The organism is Altererythrobacter sp. CAU 1778 (assembly GCF_054482795.1).
The window spans coordinates 1,505,268-1,526,629 of record NZ_JBTLRP010000001.1 but is presented as its reverse complement, the minus strand read 5'-3'; the positions used below and the strand labels follow the sequence as shown (position 1 = coordinate 1,526,629).

The following is a 21,362-nucleotide window of genomic DNA, read 5'->3' as shown; positions in this document are numbered from 1 at the left end:
CAGCTTTCGCCATCCGCGCCCCGAATTTTCGCTTAAGTTGAAGGCTTACGAACCAGCCTGCTGTGCTGCGTAAACGCCCCACAGTCGGGCGATCGCTTGCCGTGCACCTTCAACCTTCGCAAAGGTCGCAGCCGCTTCGGTGGTCTTGCCCTGCGCCTGCTGCGTAATGCCGAGGCGGGTCAGCGCCGTCGCGGTGTTCACGCCCGGCATGCCCAGCGCCTTGCTGTAAAGCGCTTCGGCCTTGGCGTACTGTCCGTAGTTCAGGAACGCGTCGCCTGCCGCCATGACTGTGCGAAGCTGCGCCGAACCGCCCATCGCATCGCGTTCGAGCGACGGGAGGTCGGCCTTGTCCGCTGCGATCTGGCGTTCTGCCATCGCGCGGTTTTCCTTCACGTAAGGGTCCGTGCGGTCGAGTTCGCCCGAGGCGTACCCTTCGTCGATGATCGCCAGAACTTCGCCAGGCATCCGGCGCGCGTCCGCCGATTCGATGTATTCCATGTAGGTCGGCTTCTTGAGCACCTTCGTAGCGCGAGCGAGACGCAGGAGGTCCAGAACTTCGGCCGGTTCGTACTTGTTGGTGTTCAGCGCGATGGCGATCGCGTCGTTCCAGCTTTCGGCACCGGGCTGATTTTCCACATACATGGTGGCGTACTTGTTCGCGTAGGTCGGCTGATTGTTGGTGTAGGCAATGGCGAGTCCGCGCTTGATCCAGTCGATCTTGACCGGCTGGCCGGCAGCGACACGCGTCGCGATTGCCTTGTCCAGATAGTCGAGGCCGGCCGCGTGCTGCCCTTCCTTGAAGTAGCTTTCCGCGATCAGGGCTTCCGGATCGTTTTCGGAATAGCCAGCGGCGATGGCCGATTCCATGCGGGTCCGCGCTGCGGCGTAATCGCCGGCATTGTAGGCGAGTTGCCCCGCAATCGCCGTCAGCCGGGCGAGATCGGCTGCCGCCACCTTGCCGCTGTCGAGCATCATGTCGAGGCCCTGCCTCTGCAAGGCGGCGTCGTTGTTCTTGTTGCCGACCTGCAGGATGAAATTGCCGGTAGCCATCTTGTCGTCGGCCGTGCTGGATGCAGCAACCAGGCCGGGGATGGCGGCCTTCAGCGCTGCCTGATCGGCACCTTCCACGCCCAGCTGGTCTGACAGAGGCTTGTACGCAGTGATGAACGCTTCGGAATAGTCAGCCTTCGGCGCCTTATCGTTCTTTTTCTTCTGCGCGAAAGCAGGCGCTTCAAGCGCAGTCGCGCCGAGCACGGTGCCGCTGGCAAGCGCAATGGCAAGCGCCAGCTTGCTGCCGATCAGGCGACGCTTGACGGGCGAGGTAGTGGTAGCTGCAGCCATTGGGGAAACTCTCCTGTTATGTCGGTATAATAAGCGCTGCGAGATTGCTGTCACTCATGCGCGAGCGCCCTTCGATTTGCAAATCGGTTATGGGGATTCGCGGCTTAATGCGCTTTGAATGGGACCATCAGCTTGCGCTCAGCCACGCAGCCACCCTCACGGGTTAGATGTGTGGAAAACCGGGCGAAACGGGGCCATCCATCCTCGGGAAAACTGGCGGTTCCCGCCCCCCTGCCCTAGGGTTCCCGCTCGCGGAATTACTGATCGCGAAAGCTGACCGGCGAAAACCTAAGTGACCGACGAAACATACCCGCTTGATCCCCCCGTCCCCTCGGGCGACGTCGAACGCATCGACATCGTCGACGAGATGAAGGCGAGCTACCTCGATTACGCGATGAGCGTGATCGTCAGTCGCGCGCTGCCCGACGTGCGCGACGGGCTGAAGCCGGTTCACCGCCGTATTCTTTATGCCAGCCAGGAAGGCGGTTTCGTCGCCGGGCGCCCGTATCGCAAGAGCGCCAAGATCGTCGGCGACGTCATGGGTAACTATCACCCGCATGGCGATTCCGCGATCTACGACGCGCTCGCCCGCATGACGCAGGACTGGTCGCTGCGCGTGCCGCTTATCGACGGTCAGGGCAACTTCGGTTCGATGGACCCCGATCCGCCAGCCTCGATGCGCTACACCGAAGCGCGTCTGGCGAAAGTCGCCAACAGCCTGCTCGACGATCTCGACAAAGATACGGTCGACTTCACCGAAAACTACGACGGTTCGCGCAAGGAACCGACGGTCCTGCCCGCGCGGTTCCCCAACCTGCTGGTCAATGGCGCAGGCGGAATCGCGGTCGGGATGGCGACGAACATTCCGCCGCACAATCTGGGTGAAGTGATCGACGGCTGTCTTGCCTATCTGGACGATCCGACGATCACTTCGGAAGACCTGTTCGAGATCATACCCGGCCCGGATTTTCCCACCGCACCGCTGATCCTCGGCAAATCGGGCGCGAAAGCAGCCTACACCACCGGTCGCGGCTCCATCCTGATGCGCGCGCGGCACGAAGTCGAAACCGGTCGCAACGATCGAAAGTCGATCGTTTTCACATCGATCCCCTATCAGGTCGGCAAGTCCGGCCTGGTCGAGAAGATTGCCGATGCCGCGAAGGAAAAGCGGATCGAAGGCGTCGCCGACATCCGCGACGAATCGAGCCGCGAAGGCGTGCGCGTTGTCGTCGACCTGAAACGCGATGCGACCCCGGAAGTGGTTCTCAACCAGATCTGGCGCCACACGCCCGCGCAGGCGAGCTTCCCTGCCAATATGCTCGCGATCCGCGGTGGCCGCCCTGAGGTGCTGACCCTTCGCGACATCATCCAGGCGTTCGTCAGATTCCGCGAGCAGGTGATTACCCGCCGCACCAAGTTCGAACTGAACAAGGCGCGCGACAGGGCGCACATCTTGCTCGGCCTCGTCGTCGCTGTGTCCAACCTCGACGAAGTCGTCGCGATGATCCGCGGCTCTTCCAATCCGCAGATCGCGCGCGAGAAGCTGCGCACGAAGCAGTGGCCGATCGGCGACATCGCGCAATACATCGCCTTGGTCGAAGCCATCGAGCCAAGCGAGGAACAGGAGGGCGGCACCTATCGCCTGTCCGAACGACAGGTGAAGGCGATCCTCGCCCTGCGCCTGCAGAGCCTTACGGCAATGGGCCGCGACGAGATCGGCGACGAACTGAAGGAACTGGCCGACGCTATCGCCGAATATCTTTCCATCCTCGCGGACCGCGCGAAGCTCTATGGCGTCATGCGTGACGAGCTTATCGAAATCCGCGAGCAGTACGCGACGCCCCGCATTTCCGAGATCGCGCCCGCATGGGACGGGATCGATGACGAGGATCTGATCGAACGCGACGAAATGGTCGTGACGGTGACCCACGGCGGCTACATCAAGCGCACCCCGCTCGGCACGTTCCGCGCGCAGGCCCGCGGCGGCAAGGGCCGCAGCGGCATGGCGACGAAGGACGAGGATGCCGTGGTGGAGATGTTCGTCACCTCCACCCACAATCCGGTGCTGTTCTTCACCAACACCGGTCGCGTCTATCGTCTGAAGGTGTGGAAGCTGCCCGAAGGCGGCCCGCAGACCAAGGGGCGCCCGATGGTGAACCTCCTGCCGCTTGGCGAAGACGAACGGGTGACCAACGTCCTCGCTCTGCCGGAAGACGAGAACGACTGGGCTTCGCTCAATATCGTCTTCGCGACCGAACAGGGCATGGTCCGCCGCAATTCGATGGACGCTTTCACGAACGTGCCGACTGCGGGCAAGTACGCGATGGGTTTCGTCGAAGGGTCGGGAGACAGACTGATCGGCGTCGAACTGCTGAATGAGGATCAGGAAATCTTCCTCGCATCCGATTCAGGCAAGGCCATTCGCTTCGCCGCCACGGACGCGCGCGAAACCAAGAGCCGAACCGGCATCGGCGTTCGCGGCATGACGCTGAAGGACGGGGCGAAGGTCGTCTCCATGGCCGTGCTCGATGCGGGCGAACGCGACACCGAGGTGCGCGACGCTTACCTGCGCGCCGCCGACTGGAAGAACAACGATGCCGAAGGCACGCTGGACGACGAGAAGGCGGCGGAAATGGCGGATGGCGAGGAATTCATCCTCACGCTGACTGCGAACGGTTACGGCAAGATATCGTCGGCCTACGAATATCGCACCATCGGGCGCGGCGGCCAGGGGCTGACCAATATCGGCGAGCCCACGAGCAATCCCGACCGCAACGGCCCTGTGGTGGCGAGCTTCCCGGTCCGGCACGGTTCGCAGCTGATGCTGGTGACCGACCAGGCCAAGCTGATCCGCCTGCCGATCAACTTCCGTCACCTCGTGCCCGGCGGGTTCGAAATGCATGAAGGATACTCCGTGTCGGGTCGCACATCCTCAGGTGTGCGCATCTTTAACGTCGGCAAGGGCGAGCATATCGTCGGTGCCGCGTTGATCGACGAAACCGAGGAACCGGAGAACGAGGCGGAAGAAATGGTCGCCGACGAAATCGCCTCGCACGGCGGCAGCGTCAATCCGACCGCTCCGCACACGACGATGCACAGCGGCCGCAATATCGAGGATGAGCCGGGCGGCTAGGCCCGTCGCCGCAGCGTCTGAATGACGCCGGTCGCGATCAGGAACTGGCCGCCGTAATACAGCGGCCAGACCAGCCAGTTTGCGATGATTTCGACCTGGCCGCCCAGGCGGGCGAAGATCAGGATATCGGACGCGACGAACAGGACTGCCCCTACGCCGACCCGGTAGCGGGGAAAACGGCTCAGCCACGCTGCGCACGCCATTCCGCCCAGCGCCAGCGCGTAAACGGCGGTGGATGCTTCATTGGTGAAAAGCCAGCCACTGACTGGCGTGCCGATCAACAGGGCCACGCCGGCCGACTTCTGGCTTCCTGTGAGCACATCGCGGTGGTTCCGCAGATAGAGCGAAATGGCGGCGAGGTGGGATGCGAAGAAGAACGCACCGCCCGCGGTCGTGAAGAATTCCAGCGTCATGTCGCCCACAGCGGAAAGTGCCATGACCAGCGCCAGCAGGCGCGCATCGGCACTGCCATGCCGTGCCAATGCGTACACAGCGAGGAGGCCGACCGGAAAGAGCTTCAAAGCGGCGACGTAGAGCTCCGGAACCTTGCTGCCGGACAGGACATAGAACAGGATTGCCGTGGCGAGGCTCGCCAGCAACCAGGGCCGATGCTCGGCCAGCGCAAGTTTCGGCATCTTTGCCCCTTTCGTGCACGAGCTTGGCCTTGAACACTACCGGGCGCAAGCGGTAGGTGCGCGCTCATGAACAGCGATACGAAGACCCACGACGTCCACATCATCGGCGGCGGCCTCGGCGGAAGCGAGGCGGCGTGGCAGCTCGCCCGGCGCGGCGTGAAAGTCCGCCTGTCGGAGATGCGGGGCAGCGGCGAGATGACCCCTGCCCACCAGACGGACGGTCTGGCGGAACTGGTCTGCTCCAACAGCTTCCGCTCCGATGATGACGAACGCAATGCGGTTGGTTTGCTGCACCACGAAATGCGGCGTTGCGATTCCATCGTCATGGCGGCGGCAGCGAAAGCCCAGGTGCCGGCAGGCTCCGCACTTGCCGTAGATCGGGACGTGTTCTCCGCAGAGGTCCAGCGGCGGCTGGACGAACATCCCAATCTTACCGTCGTGCGCGAAAAGGTGGACAGGTTGCCCGACAGCGGCCTGACAATCGTCGCCACCGGCCCTCTGACAGCGCAATCGTTGGCCGAAAGCATCGTGGGCGCAACGGGTCAGGACCGCCTCGCTTTCTTCGATGCGATCGCCCCGATCATCCACCGCGACAGCATCGACATGACCAAATGCTGGGTGCAGTCGCGCTGGAACAAGCGCACCGAAGCCTCGAACGAAGACGGCGATTACATCAACTGCCCGATGACGAAGGACCAGTATCTCGCCTTTCACCAGGGTCTGATGGATGGCGAGAAGACAGAGTTTCGCGAGTGGGAGAAGGACACGCCTTACTTCGATGGCTGCATGCCGATCGAGGTCATGGCGTCGCGCGGGGTCGAGACCTTGCGCTACGGCCCGATGAAGGGCGTCGGGCTCGACAATCCCTATGACACCACGGAGGAGCATCCGCAGGGTCGCTGGCCCTATGCCGTGGTCCAGCTGCGGCAGGACAACGCCATCGGCACATTGTGGAACATGGTCGGCTTTCAGACCAAGCTGAAATATGCCGCGCAGGTAGAGCTGTTCCGCACGATACCCGGCCTGGAGAATGCGGAGTTCGCGCGGCTCGGCGGGCTGCACCGCAACACCTTCATCAACTCTCCCACGCTGCTGGACCGTCAATTGCGCCTGCAGAGCGCGCCGCATATCCGCTTCGCCGGGCAGATTACCGGCTGCGAGGGTTATGTCGAAAGCGCAGCTGTCGGCTTGCTGGCCGGAATGATGACGGCAAGCGAACTGGCGGGCGAGGATTGGAGCAACCCGCCCCGCTCAACCGCGATGGGCGCACTGCTGGCACACATCACCGGCGATGCCGAGGCGGAGAACTTCCAGCCGATGAATGTCAATTTCGGCCTGTTCGACCCGCTTCACGAGGTGAAGAAGAAGGCCCGCAAGGAAGCCTATACAAGCCGAGGGAAGGCCGACTTCGGGGCGTGGCTCGACCAGCGCGAAGCTGTGCCCGCCTGAGCGGGGGTTCGGCAGTCAGCAGCGGCAGGCCGGCTTGCGAGGCGAAGGCTTGGGCGCAGTCGCCGCGAATTCGCGCTGGGTCAGCTCACGATCGCGATTGGCGTCAGCGCCTTCGAACTTGTCCACCGTCGTAACTGCCCATTCCTCGAAGGTCAGCAGGTTGTTGCCATCCTTGTCGAGCTTGCGGAAGGCAGCGCTGCGAGTGGACAGCATCTCGTTGCGCGTGATCCGCAAATCCCGGTTGCGGTCGTAGCGGAAGAAGCGCCGTTGTTCCTTGGTGAGTTCGGTCGCCTCGGGTGGCGCTGGCCCTTCACCGAGCAGATCGGCATCGCTGGCTTGGGGTAGCGTATCGGGATCGACGGGGTTGTCGGGAGCGGTTTGCGGAGGTGGCGGAGCGCTCTCTTCCACCTGCGCGACGCCTTGCCACCAGAACATTCCGATGCCCGCAGCAAATAGCGCGAGGATCGCTCCGAGCAGGATGCGGTTCATTTGGTCATGCTGTCCATCGCAGCACCCTAGCGACCGAGTAGTGACATTCGCAAGACGGCAAGCGCGTCGCCGCGGGTGCTCATTGGCACGTCGCCTCCACGGGCAAGGGCGCGACGTCCCAACTCCCCCAGGATAGCGATACCGCGAAGCCTTTTCGGCAGCAGCATGGGAGAAGGTCTGGCCTTGCCGGATGCCAAGACGGTTCGCTTTTCTTCGCCCTCGCCAAGGTGGGCAGCAAGATCGGCACACGACCAAAGTGAAATACAGGCCGCTGCGTCACCCGCGTGCGCGTCCAGCCCCGCAGCATGGCACCACTGTCGAACTGGTGCTGCCCTGCCCTCGCAATATTCCGCGACTTCGACGGGAGAGAGCTGATCTGCCAGCAACATTTCCCAGGCTTCGACCATGGCGATAAATCCTGCTTCCAACCCCGACCAGCGCGACAGGGAATCGAGAACAACATCGCCTTTCGGGCGCACGGACACCGGCTCGGCCAACCGTTCACGCCACCACGCGAGGCGGATTTGGGATAGCGCCGGCTCGCTCGTGCCTCCGACGATCCGCGCGCACCGTCGGTCCAGGGCGAAGACCGGTGCCAGCATTCGCGCAACGTCTGCCGGCGAATGGGCGAGCGCAACCTGCTGCGCAGCGGTCAGATCTTCGTCTTCGGGGATCGTATTCACCATTCCGCCCTAGGCCAGAAGCACCAAACATTGTGAACAAATTAACCATCTTGCGAAGGCAAGCCCTTACCCCGTGCCGGTAAGGCAAGACCATGATCGATGGGTCCTCCGACTGTCGCCGTGGCGGCTTTCTGCGCAATCTTGCGCGCGACACGGGCGGCAATACGATCATGCTGGTCGCGGCAGCGCTGCTGCCTTTGATCGCAATGATCGGCGGCGGCGTCGACATCAGCCGCGGTTACCTCGCCGAATCGCGCTTGCAGCAGGCGTGCGATGCCGGCGTTCTCGCGGCACGCAAGGAACTGGGCTCCGACGTCGTGGTGACCGGCGACGTGCCAGGTTCCGTCGTGACGGTCGGGCAGAGCTTCTTCGATCTCAACTTTCGCGATGGCATCTACGGCACCACCAGTGACAGCTTCCAGATGACGCTTGAGGATAATTACGCTATCTCCGGGACCGCAAGCGCCGATCTGCCGACGACGCTGATGGGCATATTCGGCTACGACAACATGCCGATCGCGGTCGCCTGCCAGGCGCAGCTGAATTTCACCAACATGGACCTGATGATGGTGCTCGACGTCACGGGGTCGATGCGCCACACGAACGCTGGCGACAGCCAGTCGCGGCTCGACTCCCTGCGCTTCGTCGTTCGTAACTTTCACGCTCAGATCGATGGTTCGAAGAGCCCGGGCACGCGGGTGCGATACGGCTTCGTCCCCTATTCGACCAATGTGAACATCGGCCACCTGTTGCAGGACGACTGGGTTGTCGATGAATGGACCTATCAGTCCCGCACCGATGCCGGCACGAAGCCCGCTCCGCCGGGAAGCAAATACACTCGCAACTGGAAATTCGTTTCCGGCACGCGAACCGACTGGGTGACGTCGACCTCTTATCCCGCGACCTGGAACGAGCCTGCCAGTTCCGACCAGCAGGGCTACTACTCCTGCAATCAGCCTCTGCCCGCGGGGAGCTGGGTGACGAGCACCGCTCCGACCGGGAGAACCTGGCAGGAGCAGCGGTCGGATCCGCCTGCGGTCCTTTATATCACGGAATTCCACAAGACCCACAACGGCACTCGATGGCGTGCGATCGTTACCGGGACGACGTGCGAAGTGCAGAGCTCCACCGATACAAATTATGTCCAGTCCTACGAAGAGGTCGAGCCGATCCCGGAGGTTATCCGGCAGTGGCGGTACCAGCCGGTTACACGGGACGTATCCAATTGGCGCGCAGAGACTGGCGGATGCATGGAGGAACGCGGCAGCACCTTCATCTCCGACTATTCGGCCGTCGATCTTGCCGACAATCCCGATCTCGACATCAATCTCGTTCCTACCCCGACCGACAGCGCAACGCAGTGGCGGCCGCGCTATCCGGGGATGATTTACGCGCGGGCGTTCGACTGGTGGTCCAACGGTTCGTGGTCCGTGAAGCCGGTAGTTACCACGGATCAGTATCTCGACACCGGGAATGTCTGGTGGTCGGCCTGCCCAGCCCCCGCGCGTAATCTGGCCGAAATGAGCGCGACAGATATCGACAGCTACCTCGCGACGCTTTCGCCGGTCGGCGCGACCTATCACGATGTGGGTATGTTGTGGGGCGCCCGGCTGATTTCGCCCAATGGTCTGTTCGCTGAAGAGAACGCGGACGAACCGGCGCGCCCCACCAGCCGGCACCTGATTTTCCTTACCGATGGCCAGACTGAGCCCTACGACCTGTCCTACTCCGCTTATGGCGTCGAACCGCTCGATCAGCGTCGCTGGACGACGGGCGCATCGATGTCGCTGAAGCAGACCGTGAACGAACGGTTCCTGTTCGCCTGCAAGGAAGCGAAGAAGCAGAACGTCACCGTGTGGGTCATCGCGTTCGGCACGTTGGTGAACAGCTACATGACCGAATGTGCCGGGCCCGGGCGCTATTTCGAAGCGCGAAACTCGGCCGAGCTGTCCAATGTCTTTACCGACATTGCGAAGACACTCGGCGACTTGCGGATCTCCAACTGATGGCCGCACGCCTCGGAAGCCTGCTGCGCGATGAGCGCGGCGTGACCATTACGGAGTTCGCGCTGATCGCGCCCGTGCTCCTCATCATGCTGATGGGCATCTTCGACCTCGGCTACAACATGTACGCCAAATCGGTTCTGCAGGGAGCGATGCAGCAGGCGGCGCGCGATGCAACGATCGAGGGAGCGACCGCGCTGGCGCTCGATAACCGCGTGCGCGGCCAGGTTCATTCGATCGTTCCGCGCGCGAACGTCACCTTCACGCGCCGCTCCTACGGCAGCTTCATCGACGTCGCACGGGCCGAAGATTACGACGACGTCAACGGCAACGGTTCCTGCGACGATGGCGAACCGTTCGAAGATGCCAACGGCAATGGCTATTGGGATGACGATCGCGGTACAGCGGGCAATGGCGACGCACGGGAGGCCGTGCTCTATACCGCCAGCATGAGCTACGCGCGGGCCTTCCCGCTGGCAGGGCTCATCGGGATTTCGCCCGAGTTCTCAACCTCGGCAACCACCGTGCTTCGCAACCAGCCGTTCACGCTCCAGCCCGACCGGGCCACCACCGGGAACTGCTGATGCTGAGCGCGCTTCGCAGGCTCTGGAGCGACACGCGCGCGGTCGCGATGACGGAGTTCGCGCTGTCAGCGCCATTCGTGCTCGTCGCCGGGCTCTACGGGTTGGAGACGGCCAACATGGCGGTGGTCAAGATGCGGATGAGCCAGGCCGCTATGCAGGCGGCGGACAATGCCTCGCGCATCGGCGACACCTCCACCTTGCAGAACCGCAGAATCTACGAATCCGACCTCAACGATCTGCTCTACGGTGCGCATCTCCACGCGGGCGCCTCGCTCGAATTGTACAAGCATGGGCGCGTTATCGTCAGCAGCCTGGAAGTCGTTCCCGGCACGGATGACCAGCAGTGGATACACTGGCAGCGCTGCGCCGGTAAGCTGTCGTGGACGTCGAGCTACGGCCTAGAAGGCGACGGCTACGGCAGCGGGATTGCCGGCATGGGGCCGGCAGGAGAGGAAGTCCGCGCGCCCAAAGGCGGCGCAGTCGTATTCGTCGAGGTTGCCTACGAATACCAGCCGCTGATCACCGACGTATTCATGACGAGCAAGACCATGCATGCCAATTCGGCTTTTATGGTCCGTGACGATCGTGACCTGTCCGGCATCATGCAGCGCGCCCCCGGAAATCCCGATCCGGTGGCCGGCTGTTCCCAGTTCGAAGGTATCGGCCCGATAGCGGGCTGAGCCGTAGGCTCAGTCCCGGTAACAGACCTTCTTCGCTGCGGCGACGATGCGAGCGCTGTCGATCAGCGCGAGCTTTTCGAGGTTTGCCGCATAGGGCAGCGGAACGTCCTCATCGCAGACGCGAAGAACCGGGGCGTCGAGGTGGTCGAAGCCATCTTCCATACAGATCGCCATCACTTCCGACGCGATCGAGCAGGTCGGCCAGCCCTCTTCCGCAATGATGAGGCGGTTTGTCTTGGCGAGACTGTCGAGAATAGCTTGCTTGTCGAGCGGGCGCAGCGTGCGAAGATCGATAACTTCGGCATCGATACCCTCGCCTGCCAGTTCCTCGGCAGCTTCCAGCGCAAGTCCGACTGCGATCGAGTAGGCGACGATGGTGACATCGCTGCCTTCGCGCATGATCCGCGCCTTGCCGATCGGCAGAACGTGGTCGTCGAGCTGCGCGACTTCGAAGCTGCGTCCGTAGACCAGCTCGTTCTCGAGGAAGACAACAGGATCTTCGCAACGGATGGCGGCTTTCATGAGGCCCTTGGCATCCTGCGCATCGTAGGGCGCGATCACGATCAGCCCGGGGACGCTGGCGTACCACGGGCCATAGTTCTGGCTGTGCTGCGCGCCGACGCGGCTGGCTGCGCCGTTGGGACCGCGGAATACGACCGGGCAACGCATCTGGCCGCCGCTCATGTAATTCGTCTTCGCCGCCGAGTTGATGATGTGGTCGATCGCCTGCATGGCGAAATTGAACGTCATGAATTCGACGATCGGGCGCAGGCCGCCCATCGCGGCGCCCGCACCGATACCGGCAAATCCGTATTCGGTGATCGGCGTATCAATGACGCGCTTGGGCCCGAATTCGTCAAGCAGGCCTTGGGTCACCTTGTAGGCGCCCTGATACTCGGCAACTTCTTCGCCCATCACGAAGACGCGGTCGTCGCGCCGCATTTCTTCGGCCATGCCGTCGCGCAGCGCCTCGCGCACGGTCAGGTTGACCATGTTGGTGCCAACGGGGATTTCCGGATCCTGCCGGGGCTCCACCTTCGCCGGCTTGGTGATCTGCGCCTCACTCTGGTCGCGTCCCACATCCTTGCCTTCGCCCGGCGTGTCTTCGACGTCCTTGGTGGCGGCCGGTGTCTTGATCGCGGAGGCATCTTCGCCCTCGCCCGCCAGCATCGCGATGACGGTCCCGACCTTCACGCCCTCGGTCCCTTCCGGGATCAGGATCTTGCCAAGCGTGCCTTCATCGACCGCCTCGAATTCCATCGTCGCCTTGTCGGTCTCGATCTCCGCGATGATGTCGCCGGCAACGATTTCGTCGCCTTCCTGCTTCAGCCACTTGGCGAGCGTACCTTCCTCCATGGTGGGAGAAAGTGCGGGCATCTTCAGTTCGACAGCCATCAGTAGCTCTCCACCAGAATGTCGGTGTGGAGTTCGCTGGCCTCTGGCTCCGGCGAATTCTCGGCAAAATCGGCCGCTTCGGAAACCTGTGCGCGGATGCGCTTGTCGATGGCTTTCAGATCGTCCTCGCTCCGGCCACGTTCGACCAGTTCGTTCTTTGCGCGTTCGATGGGATCGTTATGCTCCCGCTGGTCCTGCACTTCCTCGCGTGTGCGATATTTCGCCGGGTCGGACATGGAGTGTCCGCGATAGCGATAGGTGTTGCATTCCATCAGCACCGGCCCGTTGCCGCCCCGCACATGCTCGAGCGCGATTTCGGTCGCTTGGCGCACTTCGAGAACGTCCATGCCGTTCACTTCCATGCCGGGGATACGGAACGCGGTGCCGCGCCGGTAGAAGCGGGTCTCCGCGCTCGACCGCTTGGTGGCGGTGCCCATGGCGTACTGGTTGTCCTCGACCACGAAGATGATCGGCAGGTTCCAGAGCGAGGCCATGTTGAAGGTCTCGTAGACCTGCCCCTGGTTGGCTGCGCCATCGCCGAAATAGGCAATGCACACGCCGCCGTCGCCGCGATACTGGTGTGCAAGCGCGAGGCCACCGCCGAGCGCCACCTGCGCGCCGACGATACCGTGGCCGCCGTAGAAAGCGTGTTCGGTCGAGAACATGTGCATCGAACCGCCCTTGCCCTTGGAAATCCCCGCCTGGCGACCGGTCAGCTCCGCCATGATGACCTTCGGATCGATTCCATAGGCGAGCATGTGGCCGTGGTCGCGATAGCCGGTGATGACGCTGTCCTTGCCCTCTTCGAGAGCGGATTGGATTCCGACGGCGACGGCCTCCTGACCGATGTAGAGGTGGCAGAAGCCGCCGATCAGGCCGAGACCGTAAAGCTGGCCTGCACGTTCTTCGAACCGGCGGATGAGTAGCATCTGTTCATAGAAGTCGAGCAACTGGTCGTCCGACGCGTCGAAGCGCCGTTTTTGTTCCAGGGCATCCTGCAGGCTGCTGAGGACGAAATCATCCTCATTCTCGGGAGTTGTGGCAGGTACTTGCGGCTTTTTCGCCAAGACGAAATCCTCTCGCGCGTGCGTTTGAGCAGGGCTCTTGATGATCCTCGCACTAGGACGCGCAGGCGACCCGCGCAAGGCGCATAGCTATGCAATGGCCGGAGTTGGGAATGGTGCCGCCTACTTGGTCGCAGGCTTGACCGGAACGACAATCTCGTCCGGGTGCGCGACGTTCAGATTGCGCCGCAGCAGTTCCCCGACCAGGTCAGGGTCCGCGCCGTCCGGATCGAGCCGATCGACCAGGTTGGCAAGATCGTTCCGCTCGCTCTGCAACTTCGCGATCTGGACTTCGTACCGTTCGAGCTGCCCGACATTTTCGCTCCACGCGAGCAGGCCAGACGGACCAGCAAGAGCCAGCCCCGCCATAAGCAGCAGACCCGCCAGCGCACCCGTCTGGGCGAGCTGTTCGCGCGATTTTCCGAAAATGAATGAGCCCCGTGCCACAAAGCCACAGAATCACAGTTGAATTCCCGATTCAAGCGGTTTGTGTGACAGCGGCCTGTTTGTGCGGCGAAAACTTTGCATTTTCCCGCTTCGGCCGCTATGTAGTTGCAAATGAAACCAGCTTCTGCGGAGATCGCCCCGATGACCACCGACCTTTTCGAAAATCCCGCCGGCCTCGACGGATTCGAATTCGTCGAATTCTGCGCACCTGAAAAGGGTCAGTTGGAACCGGTGTTCGAAGCCATGGGCTTCACCCACGTGGCGACGCACCGGAGCAAGGATGTGCACCTCTGGCGCCAAGGCGGGATCAATCTGATCGCCAACTACCAACCGCGCAGCGCCGCATGGTACTTCGCCCGCGAGCATGGCCCCTCAGCCTGCGGCATGGCTTTTCGCGTGCGGAACGCATCGGCGGCCTGGGACCATCTGATGGATCAGGGGGCAGAGCCGGTGCAGGTCGAGACCGGACCGATGGAACTCGCCATTCCCGCCATCCGCGGCATCGGCGGCGCGATCCTCTATCTTGTCGACCGGTACGAAGACGAGAACGGCGATGGCTTGTCGATCTACGACATCGATTTCGAATATCTCCCGGGTGTCGAGAAACATCCGGAAGGTGCTGGCTTCAAGCTGATCGATCACCTCACGCACAACGTCTATGCCGGGCGCATGAAGTACTGGGCCGATTATTACGAAACGCTCTTCAATTTTCGCGAAATCCGGTTCTTCGACATCAAGGGCGAATACACCGGCCTCACCTCCAAGGCGCTGACTGCGCCTGACGGCAAGATTCGCATCCCGCTCAACGAAGAAGGCGAAGGCGGCAAGGGACAGATCGAGGAGTTCCTGCGGGAATTCAACGGCGAGGGGATCCAGCACATCGCCCTGATCTGCGACGACCTGCTGGCCTGCTGGGACCGGCTCAAGGAGTTCGGCGTCCCCTTCATGACCGCCCCGCCCGCAGCCTATTATGAAATGCTGCCCGAGCGACTGCCCGGCCACGGAGAGAATCCCGAGGAATTGCAGATGCGCGGCATCCTGCTCGACGGAACGACCGAGGGCGGCCAGCCGCGTCTGCTGCTACAGATATTCGCGAAGGCACAGGTCGGGCCGGTGTTCTTCGAATTCATCCAGCGCAAGGGCGATGACGGCTTCGGAGAAGGCAACTTCAAGGCCCTGTTCGAAAGCATGGAGCGCGACCAGATTCAGCGCGGCGTGCTCGAGGTCGATCCGGCGTAAGACGCTGCGGCTTCAGTCGCGCAGGTTCGCCTGCGCCAGATTGGCGGAGGACAGCGTCGCCGTGACCTGGTCCATGGGCTTCGCCAGCGTTTCGTAGGCGAAGTGCGCGGCGGCCATGCCGAGCATCACGGTCGCGCTTGCCATGAATGCGAAGTCCAGCGCGCGGCTGATGCGCCTGCTTGATTCCGCGGCCTCGGCGAACGAGCGCCGCGTGGGCGCACCGTATTTCTCGACGCCGCGTGCGGTGCGGCGACGGTCTCCGTCGGGCCGCTTCGCGATGCGGCCCGGCTCCTTCAGTTCGTTCAGATCGATGGTGTCCTGGCTGACGATGCCGAAGCGATCGTCGCCCGACCACGCGACCCGACCGACGATAACCATCGGCCCGCGCCGGATCTCGACGTAGTCTCCACGCCGTGGTGGTGTTGGCGTGTGGGCCATCAGACCGCGGGACGAAACGTTGCGGATGTGAACGTCGGTCCAGTCGGCACCGAAGTTGAGGCGTGCGGAAACCGACACCGGAACCCTCGCCTCTCGCTGCTTGTGCGTCATGCGGAGCATTGTCCGCGGCACCGGTCAACAAGGCGCGGCCACGCGCTTCCGTAGGAACACTTACTTTGTTGGTGCGCCCGACAGGATTCGAACCTGTGGCCCCCAGATTAGGAATCTGGTGCTCTATCCTGCTGAGCTACGGGCGCGCCGAAGGCGGACTAGGCAATCCCCGTGCCGCTGGCAATCAGTTGATGTCTTCCGGCGGGGCGAAGGGCGTGAGAAGCGGGAGGACGGAAATCCCCTCTTCGATCAGGTCGCGCGCCTCTTCGGCGCTCGCCCTGCCGTGAATGGCGGCGCCATCTCGTTCCCCGTAGTGAATGGCGCGCGATTCCTCCGCGAATCGTTCGCCGACGTACTCCGAGGTCTTGAGCGCTTCGGCCTGCGCCTTCGCGAGGGCGCTAAGAGCTTCCTTGATTTGAGCGGGCAACACGCCGCCAGCCAACCCGGTGCTGTCCTGCGAAGCGACCGTCGCTCTTGAATTGGATTTCGCCGGCACTGCGGGGGCCATCGGCGCTTTGCCGACCTGCGTGTCGCCGCAAGTCGGACAGGACACCATGTTGGCTTCCAGCTGGCTTTCGAAGTCGGACGATGAGCCGAACCAGCCCTCGAACCGATGGCCGTGCGGACATTGCAGGTCGAAGATAATCATGGGCGGGCGGATTTAGGCACTTCGCGCCGGTTCGCAAGGCTGGGCAATTGTCGGCGCACTTCGTCGATACGGTCGAGATCGAGTTCGCAGAACGCCAGCCCTGCCTTTTCGCCCCCCATGTCGAGCAGGACTTCGCCCCACGGGTCCACGACCAGCGAATGGCCGTAGGTTCTACGCCCGTCTTCGTGCTCGCCCACCTGGGCGGCAGCGATGACAAAGGCGCTCGCCTCCACCGCGCGGGCGCGCAGCATCAGGTGCCAATGTGCCTTGCCGGTCAGAACGGTAAAAGCGGCCGGGACCGCAATGGCGTCACATCTGGCCCGTCCCAGCTCTTCGAACAGCGCCGGAAAGCGTACGTCGTAACATATGGCGAGGCCCAATTTCCCAAGTGGGGTCTGCGCGGTAACGACGTCCTTCCCAGCGGTATAGGCTGCCGATTCCCGCCAGCTTTCTCCGTTGGCGAGCGAGACGTCGAACATGTGGATCTTGTCGTAGCGGGCCGTGATTTCTCCGCCGGGCCCAATCAGGAAGCTGCGGTTGGCCCATCCGCCATCGCTTGCAATTGCGAGCGATCCAAGCGCGACCGTGATGCCAGCGGCTGCGGCTGCCGATCGCGCGGCCGCGAGCACCACGTCCTCGTCTTCGGAGACGATGCGGCTTGCGGCCCTGCCCCTGTCCCGGTCGAGCAGCCCAGACATCTCCGGCGTGAACAGTATCTCCGCCCCGCCCTCTGCCGCAGCCGCGATGGCATCGGCAATCGTGCGCGCGTTTGCCTGCGGGTCGGTCCCGGACGTCATCTGAAGCAGCGCAATACGCATGGTGTTTACTGCCCGAGCATCGCGTCGAGCTTTCCAGCACGCTCCAGCGCGGCAAGATCGTCGGAACCGCCTACCAGCGTGTCATCGATGAAGATCTGCGGAACGGTGCGCGCGTTGGGGTTGCGCGAGAGCATCTCTTCGCGCTTCGGGCCGCCCATCGTGATGTCGTATTCCTCGTAAGTCACGCCCTTGCCGTCAAGCAGCGCCTTGGCCCGGAAGCAGAAGCCGCAGCCGAATTTGGTGTAGATTTCGATCTTGGGTTCGGTCACGTTTTATCCCGTTATTTCAGTTGCAGAGGCGCAATATGCACCCTCTTGAATTGCCATGTGGCTAACATATCTAGGTGGCGACGTCATGCGCCGAAAGGTTCGGGCAAGATGTCACCGCCGGACGCCGGAACGACCGGGTCCGATATGTACCAAATTGCTCAGCAGAGGATTTGCTCCGATGAATCGTTTTGATTTCACTCCCTACCGTCGCTCCACCGTCGGCTTCGATCGCCTGTTCGACCTGCTCGAAACATCGGCGCGCCAGAATGGCGGCGACAATTACCCCCCCTTCAATATCGAGCGTTTCGGCGAAGACAGCTACCGCATCACGCTGGCGGTTGCAGGCTTCACCTCCGCCGATCTCGACATCACGGCGCAGCAGAACCTGCTCACCGTGCAGGGTCGCAAGCGCGATGATAGCGCCGAGGGCGAAATGCTCCACGTCGGCATCGCCAACCGCGGGTTCGAGCGTCGTTTCGAACTGGCCGACTATGTGCGGGTCGAGAAGGCTGACCTGCGCGATGGCTTGCTGGTGATCGACCTGCTCCGCGAAATTCCCGATGCGATGAAGCCGAAGAAGATCGGCATCAACGGTCAGCAGACCGTCGAGCTGTCGCACAGGAACGACGCTGAGAGCGATGGCGAGGCTGCGACGAAGGCGGCCTGAGCCAGGCCAATGTTCTGAAAATTTGGGGGCGGTCCCGTTCTAGGATGGGGCCGCCCCCCGGTGCATGAAGCACCGTTTTCCCCGAAAATGGTGATCTGGGTCGCAGTAGACCACCGTCCCCGGAGAAAACCGTTGGCGGCTACCTAGCTGATAAATGTTAGGAGTGCGACCGTCTTTGCGTCGGACGCCCGCAATCCGATAAACCTGGCCTCAGACCAGACGCGATTGTTCCAGCGCAGCGGCTATGAACCCGGCGAAGAGCGGGTGCGGTTCGAACGGCTTGCTCTTGAGTTCGGGATGGAACTGCACGCCGACGAACCAGGGGTGATCCGGCCGCTCGACGATTTCCGGCAGCAGGCCGTCCGGCGACATTCCCGAGAACACCAGTCCGCCTTTTTCCAAAGGTGCGATGTAGGCCGAGTTCACTTCGTAACGGTGACGGTGACGTTCCGAAATACTCTCCGCCCCACCATAGATGCGCGAGACGTGGCTATTGCCCGCGAGCTTTGCTTCATAGGAGCCCAATCGCATGGTGCCGCCAAGATCGGTCTCGGCCGAGCGCTGCTGCAAGCCTTCCTTGCTCATCCATTCGGTGATGATGCCCACGACAGGCTCGTCGGTGTGGCCGAATTCGGTCGAGGACGCGCCGGAGATCGCAGCGGTGTTTCGTGCGCCTTCGATGCAGGCCATCTGCATCCCCAAGCAGATGCCGAGAAACGGCACCTTGCGCTCGCGAGCGAAGCGGACGCTGGCAATCTTGCCTTCGGAACCGCGTTCCCCGAAGCCGCCGGGCACGAGAATGGCGTGCATCGGTTCGAGCTTGGCGGCGATGCTGTCATCATCTTCTTCGAACAGTTCGGCGTCGATCCAGCGGATATTGACCTTCACCCGGTTCGCCATGCCGCCATGGACCAGCGCTTCGTTCAGCGACTTGTAGGCGTCCGGCAGGCCGACGTACTTGCCGACGACGCCGATCGTGACCTCGCCTTCGTAGTTCTCCTTGCGGTCGACGATGTCGTACCAGCGGGAGAGATCGGGTTCGGCAGCATCATGGATCCCGAAGGCAGCCAGCACCTGCCGGTCCAGACCCTCGCCATGATATTGCAGCGGTACGGAGTAGATCGATTTCGCGTCGAGCGCGGGAATGACGGCCTCTGTCCGCACGTTGCAGAACTGTGCGATCTTGCGCCGGTCGCTCTCCGGCAGAGGGTGCTCGCACCGGCACAGCAGCACGTCCGGCTTGATGCCGAGCGCAGCAAGTTCGCGTACCGAGTGCTGGGTCGGCTTGGTCTTCAGTTCGCCCGCGGCCGCGATGTATGGCACCAAAGTGACGTGGACGCTGACCGTCTGGTCGGGATCAAGCTCGTTACGGAGCTGGCGGATCGCCTCCATGAACGGCAATGATTCGATGTCGCCGACCGTCCCGCCGATCTCGCACAGGATGAAATCGTGATCGCCCTGGTCGGCCAGCGCGAATTCCTTGATCGCATCCGTCACGTGGGGGATCACCTGGACCGTCGCGCCGAGGTAGTCGCCGCGGCGCTCCTTCGCGATAATCTGCTGGTAGACCCGTCCGCTGGTGATGTTGTCGCCCTGATGCGCCGAGACGCCGGTAAAGCGTTCGTAATGGCCGAGATCGAGGTCGGTCTCCGCCCCGTCGTCGGTGACATAGACCTCGCCGTGCTGGTACGGGCTCATCGTGCCTGGATCGACATTCAGGTAGGGATCGAACTTGCGAATGCGGACCTTGAAGCCGCGTGCCTGCAGCAGAGCGCCGAGGCTCGCCGCCATGAGACCTTTTCCGAGCGAGGAGACCACGCCGCCGGTGATAAAAATGAACCGCGCCATGGGAGTCGGGCCTTAAGCGTCGCGATGGATTCGGCGCAAGCGGAATGCGGCGCGACGTCGCGCACAATCCACAGCCGTGCGGTGAATTACTCGGCTGCGCCCGCGAGCGGGTCAGCGTTTTCGGCAGCTTCCTGTGTCGGGTCGACCGGCGGATCGCCGTCGAGCCCTTCGCCCGCGAGAGGATCGACCGGGGCCTGGGTGGCAACCGAACGGTCGAGCGTGTCGTCGATGTCGCGGCCGCCCGCGACATTCGTCGCGAGACCTGCCAGCAGGATGCTGAGCCCGACGAACAGGACCGCGAGAATGGTCGTCATCCGAGTCAGGAAGTCCGCTGCACCGCGGGCAGAGAGCATGCCGGACGGGCTGCCACCCATTCCGAGGCCGCCGCCTTCCGAACGCTGCATCAGGACGACGCCGACCAGCGCTGCGGCGACGATCGCCTGAATGACGGTGAGGAACAGGAACAGGTTCATTGCTATACTCTATTGATCGCGAATTGGCCGCGCATCTAGGCGCTGGCAGTCCGAAACACAAGCTGGCGCCGCTTATTCGCCCAGCCCGGCTGCGGCCATGATGATCGCCCCGAAGCTCTCGTTCGAGAGGCTGGCGCCGCCCACAAGAGCGCCGCCGACCTTGTTGGCGGAAAGCAGTTCGGCGGCATTCTCGGCATTGACCGAGCCGCCGTAGAGAATGCGAATCCCCTGGCTCGCCTCGCCATAGAGTTCGCTGAGCTTGGCAGCGATGGCTTCATGCATCTCGCTGATGTCCTCGACCGAGGGGACGCGCCCGGTTCCGATCGCCCAGATCGGTTCGTAAGCTATGGAAAGTTTCTCGGCGGCATTTTCGATCTGCGGAGCAGAGGCGGTCAGCTGCTCGGTAACGAACTCCACTGCTCTTCCGCAGTCTCGCACCGTCTCGCTCTCGCCGACGCACAGTATCACGCCGAGACCAGCGCTGCGTGCCGCTTCGCACTTGCGACGCACCCACTCGTCGCTTTCGACATGGTATTCCCGGCGCTCGCTGTGGCCCACAATCACGAAATCGGCGCCCGCGTCGGCCAGCATGGACGGGGAAATATCGCCGGTGAAGGCGCCGGTTTCCTCGAAATGGCAATCCTGCGCGCCCACCCGGATGCTTTCCACCGCGTCGCGGGTAGCGTGAACCAGCGTGAACGGCGGGGCGAGGCCGACTTCGACCTTGAGAAAACGCGATGCCACGCGGTCGATCGCGCGCGCTTCGGCGAGCGAGGCGCGCATGCCGTTCATTTTCCAGTTGCCGACAATGAAAGGACGCACGTCCATGACCGTGTTCGAGCCTCGCTGACGCTAAATGATGGGATGCCGTTTGCCGGCCGAGCCGCGCTGCTAGGTTTAGCGCGCCCTCTTGTCAAAAGCAGATTGGCTATACCGACATAAATGGC

At 62.7% G+C, this 21,362-nt stretch carries 21 protein-coding genes and 1 tRNA gene; 7 read left to right on the top strand and 15 right to left on the bottom strand.

What is annotated here, in order from left to right:
- Positions 1–45: 45 nt before the first annotated feature.
- The gene (locus tag ACXYN8_RS07220) at positions 46–1,341 is read right to left on the bottom strand and encodes a hypothetical protein (RefSeq protein ID WP_458888664.1); all 1,296 of its coding nucleotides are present in this window, start codon (positions 1,339–1,341) and stop codon (positions 46–48) included.
- Between the two features lie 292 nt (positions 1,342–1,633).
- On the opposite strand from ACXYN8_RS07220, the gene gyrA reads away from it, so the two are divergent.
- Positions 1,634–4,474 carry a DNA gyrase subunit A gene (gyrA, locus tag ACXYN8_RS07215; protein ID WP_458888663.1) on the top strand — a complete coding sequence of 947 codons (2,841 nt, stop codon included), beginning with the start codon at positions 1,634–1,636 and terminating at the stop codon, positions 4,472–4,474.
- Here the strand turns inward: gyrA and ACXYN8_RS07210 are convergent.
- Complete coding sequence (locus ACXYN8_RS07210; protein WP_458888662.1) at positions 4,471–5,109, bottom strand: lysoplasmalogenase family protein; 639 nt, start codon at positions 5,107–5,109, stop codon at positions 4,471–4,473. The genes gyrA and ACXYN8_RS07210 overlap by 4 nt on opposite strands.
- 66 nt (positions 5,110–5,175) lie before the next feature.
- Here ACXYN8_RS07210 and trmFO point away from each other — a divergent pair, with 66 nt between their 5' ends.
- Positions 5,176–6,558 (top strand): methylenetetrahydrofolate--tRNA-(uracil(54)-C(5))-methyltransferase (FADH(2)-oxidizing) TrmFO, encoded by a 1,383-nt coding sequence (gene trmFO, locus ACXYN8_RS07205; protein ID WP_458888661.1) that lies wholly within the window; start codon positions 5,176–5,178, stop codon positions 6,556–6,558.
- Positions 6,559–6,573: 15 nt separating this feature from the next.
- Here the strand turns inward: trmFO and ACXYN8_RS07200 are convergent, their stop codons facing one another.
- Complete coding sequence (locus tag ACXYN8_RS07200; RefSeq protein ID WP_458888660.1) at positions 6,574–7,047, bottom strand: EF-hand domain-containing protein; 474 nt, start codon at positions 7,045–7,047, stop codon at positions 6,574–6,576.
- A gap of 26 nt (positions 7,048–7,073) precedes the next feature.
- Positions 7,074–7,733, bottom strand: a complete 660-nt coding sequence (locus ACXYN8_RS07195) for a squalene/phytoene synthase family protein (RefSeq protein ID WP_458888659.1) — start codon at positions 7,731–7,733, stop codon at positions 7,074–7,076.
- A gap of 89 nt (positions 7,734–7,822) precedes the next feature.
- Between ACXYN8_RS07195 and ACXYN8_RS07190 the strand changes: the two genes are divergently transcribed.
- Genes ACXYN8_RS07190 through ACXYN8_RS07180 form a run of 3 tightly spaced genes read left to right on the top strand, consistent with a single transcriptional unit; the run spans position 7,823 to position 10,997 of the window.
- On the top strand, positions 7,823–9,736 hold the full coding sequence (locus ACXYN8_RS07190; protein ID WP_458888658.1) for a TadE/TadG family type IV pilus assembly protein: 1,914 nt from the start codon (positions 7,823–7,825) through the stop codon (positions 9,734–9,736).
- Positions 9,736–10,317: a TadE/TadG family type IV pilus assembly protein gene (locus ACXYN8_RS07185; protein WP_458888657.1), complete on the top strand. Its 582-nt coding sequence runs from the start codon at positions 9,736–9,738 to the stop codon at positions 10,315–10,317. Before ACXYN8_RS07190 ends, ACXYN8_RS07185 begins: the two co-directional genes overlap by 1 nt.
- Positions 10,317–10,997 (top strand): TadE/TadG family type IV pilus assembly protein, encoded by a 681-nt coding sequence (locus ACXYN8_RS07180; RefSeq protein WP_458888656.1) that lies wholly within the window; start codon positions 10,317–10,319, stop codon positions 10,995–10,997. The genes ACXYN8_RS07185 and ACXYN8_RS07180 overlap by 1 nt, the downstream gene beginning before the upstream one ends.
- 9 nt (positions 10,998–11,006) lie before the next feature.
- On the opposite strand, the gene ACXYN8_RS07175 is transcribed toward ACXYN8_RS07180, so the two are convergent.
- The 3 genes from ACXYN8_RS07175 to ACXYN8_RS07165 all read right to left on the bottom strand — a co-directional run bounded on the left by ACXYN8_RS07175 (position 11,007) and on the right by ACXYN8_RS07165 (position 13,903).
- On the bottom strand, positions 11,007–12,392 hold the full coding sequence (locus ACXYN8_RS07175; protein WP_458888655.1) for a pyruvate dehydrogenase complex E1 component subunit beta: 1,386 nt from the start codon (positions 12,390–12,392) through the stop codon (positions 11,007–11,009).
- Positions 12,392–13,459 carry a pyruvate dehydrogenase (acetyl-transferring) E1 component subunit alpha gene (gene pdhA / locus ACXYN8_RS07170; protein WP_458888654.1) on the bottom strand — a complete coding sequence of 356 codons (1,068 nt, stop codon included), beginning with the start codon at positions 13,457–13,459 and terminating at the stop codon, positions 12,392–12,394. Before pdhA ends, ACXYN8_RS07175 begins: the two co-directional genes overlap by 1 nt.
- A 120-nt stretch (positions 13,460–13,579) precedes the next feature.
- Positions 13,580–13,903: an FtsB family cell division protein gene (locus ACXYN8_RS07165; protein ID WP_458888653.1), complete on the bottom strand. Its 324-nt coding sequence runs from the start codon at positions 13,901–13,903 to the stop codon at positions 13,580–13,582.
- Between the two features lie 141 nt (positions 13,904–14,044).
- Between ACXYN8_RS07165 and hppD the strand changes: the two genes are divergently transcribed.
- The gene (hppD, locus tag ACXYN8_RS07160) at positions 14,045–15,142 is read left to right on the top strand and encodes a 4-hydroxyphenylpyruvate dioxygenase (RefSeq protein WP_458888652.1); all 1,098 of its coding nucleotides are present in this window, start codon (positions 14,045–14,047) and stop codon (positions 15,140–15,142) included.
- A gap of 12 nt (positions 15,143–15,154) precedes the next feature.
- Here the strand turns inward: hppD and ACXYN8_RS07155 are convergent, their stop codons facing one another.
- The 5 genes from ACXYN8_RS07155 to grxC all read right to left on the bottom strand — a co-directional run bounded on the left by ACXYN8_RS07155 (position 15,155) and on the right by grxC (position 17,427).
- Positions 15,155–15,691 (bottom strand): PilZ domain-containing protein, encoded by a 537-nt coding sequence (locus ACXYN8_RS07155; RefSeq protein ID WP_458888651.1) that lies wholly within the window; start codon positions 15,689–15,691, stop codon positions 15,155–15,157.
- Between the two features lie 69 nt (positions 15,692–15,760).
- A tRNA-Arg gene (locus ACXYN8_RS07150) sits at positions 15,761–15,837 on the bottom strand.
- A gap of 38 nt (positions 15,838–15,875) precedes the next feature.
- The gene (locus ACXYN8_RS07145) at positions 15,876–16,340 is read right to left on the bottom strand and encodes a DUF1178 family protein (RefSeq protein WP_458888650.1); all 465 of its coding nucleotides are present in this window, start codon (positions 16,338–16,340) and stop codon (positions 15,876–15,878) included.
- Positions 16,337–17,137, bottom strand: a complete 801-nt coding sequence (locus ACXYN8_RS07140; RefSeq protein WP_458888649.1) for a carbon-nitrogen hydrolase family protein — start codon at positions 17,135–17,137, stop codon at positions 16,337–16,339. The genes ACXYN8_RS07145 and ACXYN8_RS07140 overlap by 4 nt, the downstream gene beginning before the upstream one ends.
- A gap of 26 nt (positions 17,138–17,163) precedes the next feature.
- Entirely contained in the window at positions 17,164–17,427 is a 264-nt protein-coding gene (gene grxC / locus ACXYN8_RS07135) for a glutaredoxin 3 (protein ID WP_458888648.1), read from the bottom strand.
- A 178-nt stretch (positions 17,428–17,605) separates the two neighbouring features.
- On the opposite strand from grxC, the gene ACXYN8_RS07130 reads away from it, so the two are divergent.
- Positions 17,606–18,094, top strand: coding sequence for an Hsp20 family protein (locus ACXYN8_RS07130; RefSeq protein ID WP_458888647.1), 489 nt, complete (start codon positions 17,606–17,608; stop codon positions 18,092–18,094).
- 210 nt (positions 18,095–18,304) lie between these two features.
- Here the strand turns inward: ACXYN8_RS07130 and ACXYN8_RS07125 are convergent, their stop codons facing one another.
- The 3 genes from ACXYN8_RS07125 to tpiA all read right to left on the bottom strand — a co-directional run bounded on the left by ACXYN8_RS07125 (position 18,305) and on the right by tpiA (position 21,243).
- A complete protein-coding gene (locus ACXYN8_RS07125) occupies positions 18,305–19,942 on the bottom strand; it encodes a CTP synthase (protein ID WP_458888646.1) in 1,638 nt (545 codons plus the stop codon).
- An 86-nt stretch (positions 19,943–20,028) separates the two neighbouring features.
- Positions 20,029–20,415, bottom strand: coding sequence for a preprotein translocase subunit SecG (gene secG / locus ACXYN8_RS07120; RefSeq protein ID WP_458888645.1), 387 nt, complete (start codon positions 20,413–20,415; stop codon positions 20,029–20,031).
- 72 nt (positions 20,416–20,487) lie between these two features.
- The gene (gene tpiA / locus ACXYN8_RS07115) at positions 20,488–21,243 is read right to left on the bottom strand and encodes a triose-phosphate isomerase (protein WP_458888644.1); all 756 of its coding nucleotides are present in this window, start codon (positions 21,241–21,243) and stop codon (positions 20,488–20,490) included.
- Positions 21,244–21,362 lie beyond the last annotated feature (119 nt).